Source organism: Methylotenera sp. (assembly GCF_036401095.1).
Classification (GTDB): domain Bacteria; phylum Pseudomonadota; class Gammaproteobacteria; order Burkholderiales; family Methylophilaceae; genus Methylotenera.
The window spans coordinates 1-6757 of sequence record NZ_DASWWA010000014.1 but is presented as its reverse complement, the minus strand read 5'-3'; the positions used below and the strand labels follow the sequence as shown (position 1 = coordinate 6757).

4 protein-coding genes are annotated in these 6757 nt (G+C 38.3%); 1 reads left to right on the top strand and 3 read right to left on the bottom strand.

All coding sequences use genetic code 11. The annotated features are described in order from the left end of the window. Positions 1–215 precede the first annotated feature (215 nt). Positions 216–1646 carry a sensor domain-containing diguanylate cyclase gene (locus VGD82_RS08610; protein WP_331020007.1) on the bottom strand — a complete coding sequence of 477 codons (1431 nt, stop codon included), beginning with the start codon at positions 1644–1646 and terminating at the stop codon, positions 216–218. A gap of 785 nt (positions 1647–2431) precedes the next feature. On the opposite strand from VGD82_RS08610, the gene VGD82_RS08605 reads away from it, so the two are divergent. Beyond that, complete coding sequence (locus VGD82_RS08605) at positions 2432–5407, top strand: bifunctional diguanylate cyclase/phosphodiesterase (protein ID WP_331020006.1); 2976 nt, start codon at positions 2432–2434, stop codon at positions 5405–5407. A gap of 123 nt (positions 5408–5530) precedes the next feature. On the opposite strand, the gene VGD82_RS08600 is transcribed toward VGD82_RS08605, so the two are convergent. Both VGD82_RS08600 and VGD82_RS08595 read right to left on the bottom strand, forming a co-directional pair. Further along, a complete protein-coding gene (locus tag VGD82_RS08600; RefSeq protein ID WP_331020008.1) occupies positions 5531–5929 on the bottom strand; it encodes a BLUF domain-containing protein in 399 nt (132 codons plus the stop codon). A gap of 449 nt (positions 5930–6378) precedes the next feature. After that, positions 6379–6630 (bottom strand): LexA family protein, encoded by a 252-nt coding sequence (locus tag VGD82_RS08595; RefSeq protein WP_331020005.1) that lies wholly within the window; start codon positions 6628–6630, stop codon positions 6379–6381. Positions 6631–6757 lie beyond the last annotated feature (127 nt).

The window sequence follows — 6757 nt, the reverse complement described above, 5'->3', positions numbered from 1 at the left end:
CTTGGGTCCAATACACGAGCTTTATAATGCGTAGCCGCGGCTGCATGGTCTTGTGGTGAATACTGTAAAAAAGACTGTTGCATGATTAAAGTAAGCACTCAAATATAAAACCACTTAGCTAGCCATTATGATCAATTCGATCGACAACATATATGATGTTGACGTCATTCAGTTGACGTTTTTCTAGCTTTTATCTGGCAACCAACTTAATTTAGTTATCTAGGTGAAGCTATTACACAGCAATTTTTCCCTTGAGCCTTTGCCTGATACATCGCTCTATCCGCAATAGTGATTAGCATGTCACCATCTGCAGCATGTAAAGGATAGATAGAAACACCTATACTTGCGGATACCTTTGCCTTGTGAACACCTAGAACATAAGGAATGTTAATTGCATTTAATAGTTTTTGAGCTACATCCTGAACGTCATCATCGCTCTCTATATTACTAAGAATAATTGTAAACTCATCGCCAGCTAATCTTGCAAATGTATCTGAATCCCTTATGCATTTTGTTACTCTCTGAGTAGTTTGTATTAATAAGTTGTCACCTGCTTTGTGGCCAAAGCCGTCGTTTACCCCCTTAAAACCGTCTAAATCAATAAACATCAATGCAAATCTTTGCTTATTTCGAGCGGCTCTTTTAGTTTCCTCTTTTAATCTATCAAAAAACATACGTCTATTAGGTAGGCCGGTCAGAGCATCAAAATTTGCCTGTTGCCAAATAATTTCTTCAGCTTTTTTACGATCAGAAATGTCAGTATGAGTTCCCACTATGCGCTTAGGTTGACCGTCAACACTCCACTCTACAATCTTACCCCTAGCTAATATCCATTTATAACTCAGGTCTTTGCATTGCATTCTATATTCGACTTTATATGCATCAATCTTCTTATTTAAATAATCATTAAGTTTATTTCTTACTTTTTTTCGATCATCTTCGTGGATAAGTGCAATCCATGTTTCATAAGAGCTAGGTAAATCGTGATCAGTGTAGCCCAACATTTCTTTCCATCTTTTAGAGAAAAAAGACTGATTCAGTGGTATGTCCCAATCCCAAACCCCATCACCTGCACCCTCTAATGCAAATTGCCATCGCTGTTTACTCTCGTCTAGCTGCTTATTAACTTGCTCTTTTTCGATGACCAAATTTCGATATTTATTTCGTTCAGTTCTTAACTCAAGTAACTTCATTGCTTGGTTAGCTAATATCTTTAAGATTTCTACTTGGTGCGTGGACAATTCTCTAGGAGATTTATCCATAATGCAAAAGGTACCAACTGGTAAATTGTCAGTTGTGAGTAAAGGTACGCCTGCATAAAAGGCAAGATGTGGATCATTAACAACGAGAGGGTTATTTGCAAATCTTGGATCTTTTGCAGTGTCGGAAATGATGAGTGGGTGATGTTGTTGGATCGCGTGCGTACAAAAGGAAACATCTCTAGGCGTCTCCTTTACGTTAATGCCAACAGCTGCTTTAAACCATTGCCTATGAGAGTCTAAGATTGTGACAGTCGATATAGGCACTTCAAAAACCATTGCTGCGAGATTAACTAACTCATCAAAATCAGTCTCTCTAGGCGTGTCTAGTACCTCTAAATACTCGACGGCTCTTAAGCGCTGCTCTTCTTGCGAACTGTCCATCATCAAGGTCTTCTTTCAAGGGGTAATTGTCGTATGAATCGTGAGTTGTATGAATTTTACTGTTGCAATAAATGACATGCTCAACAAAGTAAAGTTGAAAGAAATATTAAATTTTTTATGACAATTAATTTAGTTGCTAAATATGCTATTGATTTGTTTGATAATGTAGGCATTACTGATAATGAAAGTAAACAATTTTTTCACAAAAAATCTGCACAACAGTCATCGCGAATCTAGAGCTTACCAAAGTTGTGTCTATATGAGTTGAGTAATTTAATTAAATTGATGCATTAGAAAAAGAAAGTGCGTCAAATATGGAAGAGTTAGCATCAACTATTAAACAAAATGCAGAGGTTGAAGCTGCAAGAGCAGTTGAAAATGAGCGCGGATTTGCGTTAGTGGTGGCCTAAGTTCGAAACTAAGCTCATAGCTCAGCGTCAGCGGCAAAACAAATAAAGGTGCTGATTCCAGCTCAGTTAAATATATTTCAGAAGGTACATAGCAAGTTAAAACTGCAGTCAAGACCAAAACATTTATTATCAAGGAATGTTGTTAAAAACACTATTTAATTTAATTTAATTTGCAAGCAAGAACTATGATGCCGAGCTAGAAGCTACTAGATTAAGTAATCTTTGCATGGTTCTTTCATAGGATATACTCACTGAATCACTAATTAGTATGTATATTTTAAAATAGGAAACTAACTAGAACTTTCTATGCTAAATAGATACAGGAAAATTACTTTAATTGCTGCCTCTGTGACTTTTTTTTCGGCGAGTCTTACAGTGATGTATTGGTATAAGGAGCAGAATCAAGCCAGCGAAATACGTCAACAGGTATTTGATGAATCTGCAAATCAGGTTGTAAGTAATATCGACTTAAGAATTACTCGCTTCGAGCTTATGTTGCGCGGCGTTAAAGGATTCTATGAAAGTTCAAGCTTTGTCAAAAGAGCCGAATACAGCCATTACGTCGGTGCGCTAATAATGTCGGAAACTGTTCCTGGCTTTCAGGCTGTAGCAATTGTTCTTGATTTGCCAAATAAGAATAGCACACAGTTTATTACGGATATGGAGCGCCGTGGCTACGCTAACTTTAGAATTAAACCTGAAGGTGAGCGCCAGCGCTATGCAGTGCTGTCATTGATAGAGCCTTATTCTGGCAATAACCTAAATGCAATGGGCTATGATTTGCTTACAAATCCAATCAGCAAAGTGGCAATTGAGGCAGCACGAGACCAAGGGCAACTAGCAGTAACCTCCAAACTAACTTTAGTGCAAGATGGAAGTAAAGGCCCTCCTGCTGTCGTGATGTATTTGCCGATTTATGATACTAGTAAATCATTGGGTACAGTAGAAGCTAGACGTGCCGCGATTATTGGCTGGGTGAGCGGACCTTTTCACATGCAAGACTTTATGGTAAGTCTTCAAAACCAGCTGGATAAAGATTTGGCGATAGAGATTAAAGATGGTAATGAAGTCCTATTTAGCCATTCAAGTCAATATACAGACCTTTATACCAAGCGTGCTATTTATATCGGTGATAAACGTTGGGATATTGTCATACGTTCAATGCCTGAGTTTGATGCACGATTCCCGCAGAATAAATTAAAATATTTAGTATCAGGTGGTTTGTTGCTGAGTTTACTTTTTGGTTGGCTAGTTTGGTTATTAGGCAGCGGACGTGAGCGTGCTGAGCTTGTGGCGCAGCAAATGACAAAAGAGCTACATAAAGCAAAGTCTGATTTGGAATGCACCTTAAATGCTATTCCTGATGTGTTGTTTGAGTTGGATATTGAAGGATGCTACTACGGTTATCACACTAAAAATGATTCATTGTTAGCTGCACCTGCTAACGAAATTATTGGTAAAAACGTAACTGATGTACTCCCGCCCAAAGCCGCTGAAACTTGTCTTGCTGCTTTGCATGAAGCCTCAATAAACGGAATTTCAACTGGACAGCAAGTTGAAATTCCTTTTGGAGATGAACTGCGTTGGTTCGAGTTGTCAGTGGCAAAGCGTGACAATGGGTCTTCAGAGAATCCACATTTCGTTATGATTTCACGAGATATTACTGACAGAAAACTTGCCAATCATCAGCTGAGCATCGCCGCCATTGCATTCGAGTCTCAAGAAGGCATATTCATCACTGATGCCAAAAATATCATTCTTAGGGTTAACCGCTCGTATACACTCATCACAGGATATAGTGCAGATGAGTCGATAGGAAAGACACCTAATATTTTGAATTCAGGGCGCCAAGATAAGCACTTCTATATTTCCATGTGGGACGGTATAAATCACAGCGGTTCATGGGTAGGTGAAATCTGGAACCGTAAAAAAAATGGTGAGCTTTTTCCATGCCAACTTAATATTACTGTGGTTAAAGATGCAAACGGCGAGGTCACTAATTACGTTGCAACAATTATTGACATTACGCTTAATAAAGCAGCCTCTGATGAAATTAAAATGTTGGCATTTTATGACGCACTGACGCACCTACCTAATAGACGCTTAATGACAGAACGATTGACACAAGCTCTAGCTGCCAGTGCGCGTAGTGGTAAAAAGGCTGCGTTGTTGTTTTTGGACATTGATCATTTCAAGAAAATTAATGATGCACTTGGGCACGATATTGGTGACATCTTTCTCCAAGAGGTCTCAAAACGTATAAGCAAATGTGTACGAGCTTGTGATACGGTTGCACGCTTGGGAGGTGATGAATATGTTGTGCTGCTGGAAGACTTAGTGAGTGAACCTCTAATAGCTGCATCGGATGTTGAAGTGTGCGGATTAAAGATTCTTAAAGCATTAAGTGAAACTTATGACCTGGGTAATTACGAATGCCATAGTTCTGCAAGTATGGGTGCGGTGCTCTTTGATAAAAATAATGACAGTATTGAGGAGTTGTTAAAGCAAGCAGATATTGCAATGTATGAGGCTAAAGATGCTGGTCGTAATACTTTGCGCTTTTTTGATCCGAAGATGCAGATGGAAATCGCTACTAGAGCCTCATTAGAGCGCGAATTGCGTATTGCGATTGAGCAAAATCAGTTCGAGCTTTTTTATCAGATGCAAGTGGATAAGCAGCATCAGATATTTGGAGCAGAAGTGCTGATTCGCTGGCATCATCCAAAGCGGGGGTTGGTGTCGCCAATAGACTTCATTCCATTAGCAGAAGAAACTGGTTTAATACTAGATATTGGGCAGTTAGTGCTAGATGCATCTTGTCTTCAGCTAAAAAAGTGGGAACTGGATCCGCAAAAAAATCAGCTGAAATTATCTGTTAACGTTAGTGCTAAACAGTTCCATCAAGACAATTTTGTGCAAAATGTAGAGTCAACAATTGCTCGGCACCAAATTAACCCCTCACTACTGAATCTAGAGCTTACTGAGAGCATGTTACTCGATGATGCTGATAATACAATTTCAAGCATGAATCAACTCAGAAAGATTGGCGTTCAGTTCGAACTAGATGATTTTGGTACTGGATATTCATCATTACAGTACCTAAAAAAACTACCTTTATATCAATTGAAAATTGATAGATCTTTTGTATGCGATATATCTGAGGATGCAAATGACAGAGCCTTGGTCACTACGATTATCAACATGTCCCATAGCTTAGGATTGAAAGTAATTGCAGAGGGAGTTGAAACGGCCGAGCAGCTGGACTTTCTAAAAGAGTATAGATGTGACCATTATCAAGGCTATTTCTTTAGCAAACCTTTACCGATTGCTGAATTTGAGGCGCAGTTGAAGTGAATATTTGATAGCACATTAATAAAACATTTTTAACAAATCAAGTGATATTAAGTATATTGGTATATTAATGTGCTAGTTTAAAATTTCTAATATTTAATGACTTTACCTTTCAAACAATCAAAATTAACTTTTAAAAATTTTCAGTAAAGTCACTGCAGGTGATGCCGAACCAATCTTTCGGTCTGTTTTGGCAGCCTCAATAACTTCAACAAGTTCGTCATACTTATCAGCCTGACGATCTTCTAAGTTAGTCATATTCATGGTCCAACGTGTAAAAGTACGAAATCTTGCTGGCGCGTCATAGATAATACGTGTATTTTTATGGCGAGGGTCTTTTTCAATTTTGTTGTAAAGTCTTTTTAAGGTCTCTGTAGGACCTTCCAACACTTGCAAAAACCAACCACCGTTATAAAACAAGCTACCTGTTACATCGATTGACTTATTGTTGTCTTGGGCTGATTTCAGTATTTCGTGCAAGTCAGAAGAGGACATTTTGCGTGTGGCCTGACTTATATATATCATTTGATTGATTGACATTGATTATCTCCAGAGATTTAAGTCAAAAGTAGTTATTTAAGAAAATACAAACTAATGACATACTTGAACATTTGTAGTTCAGTAGAAGTTTCACTAACTGTTAAAGTTGACTTAAACTTTTGAATTATTTTTAACACTGATTCAAATCACAACCGGCTTGCCAACCAGTTGCGGATTAAACAGACGCTTACAGCTCATATAGAAATTGTTCACGTCTATGAGTGCAATATGCACGACTATATGTTTTGGTGGTTGGCATGAAAAAAGACTTTAAATATGACTAATATCCACTGCATGAACAGTGATAGGGCTAAATTGGGACCAGCTCTGATTAAAATTTCATACATCTCATATTTTATAGCGGCACCAGACACTTAGACTTCCAATCCCCACCCATTCAACAACGTTATCCACAGAAATTGTGGAGCAGTTATTTATTCGAAGCGCCTGAAAGAACCAATGACAACACCCCACACTTCAAATTGCGTATCTTCAGTAATATCAATACTTGGGTAAGCTCCAGTTGAGTTTGCTGGTAACAAACGTACATTACTTTTTATGCTACAACTTAACATCTTGATTGTGAACTCACCATTGACTACTGCTAACACTATTGAGCCGTCCTTAGCTGTTTTCGAACGATCAACTACTGCTTTTTCGCTAGGTAAGAGGCCGACATCGACCATTGAGTAACCTTTGATGGTCACAAAAATGTAGCATCTTTTTGATCAATTAAGTAATCATTTGTATCCAACCTTTTATCTACGTACTCCTCTGCCGGAGAAGGAAAGCCCGCAGATACTTTGGATACAT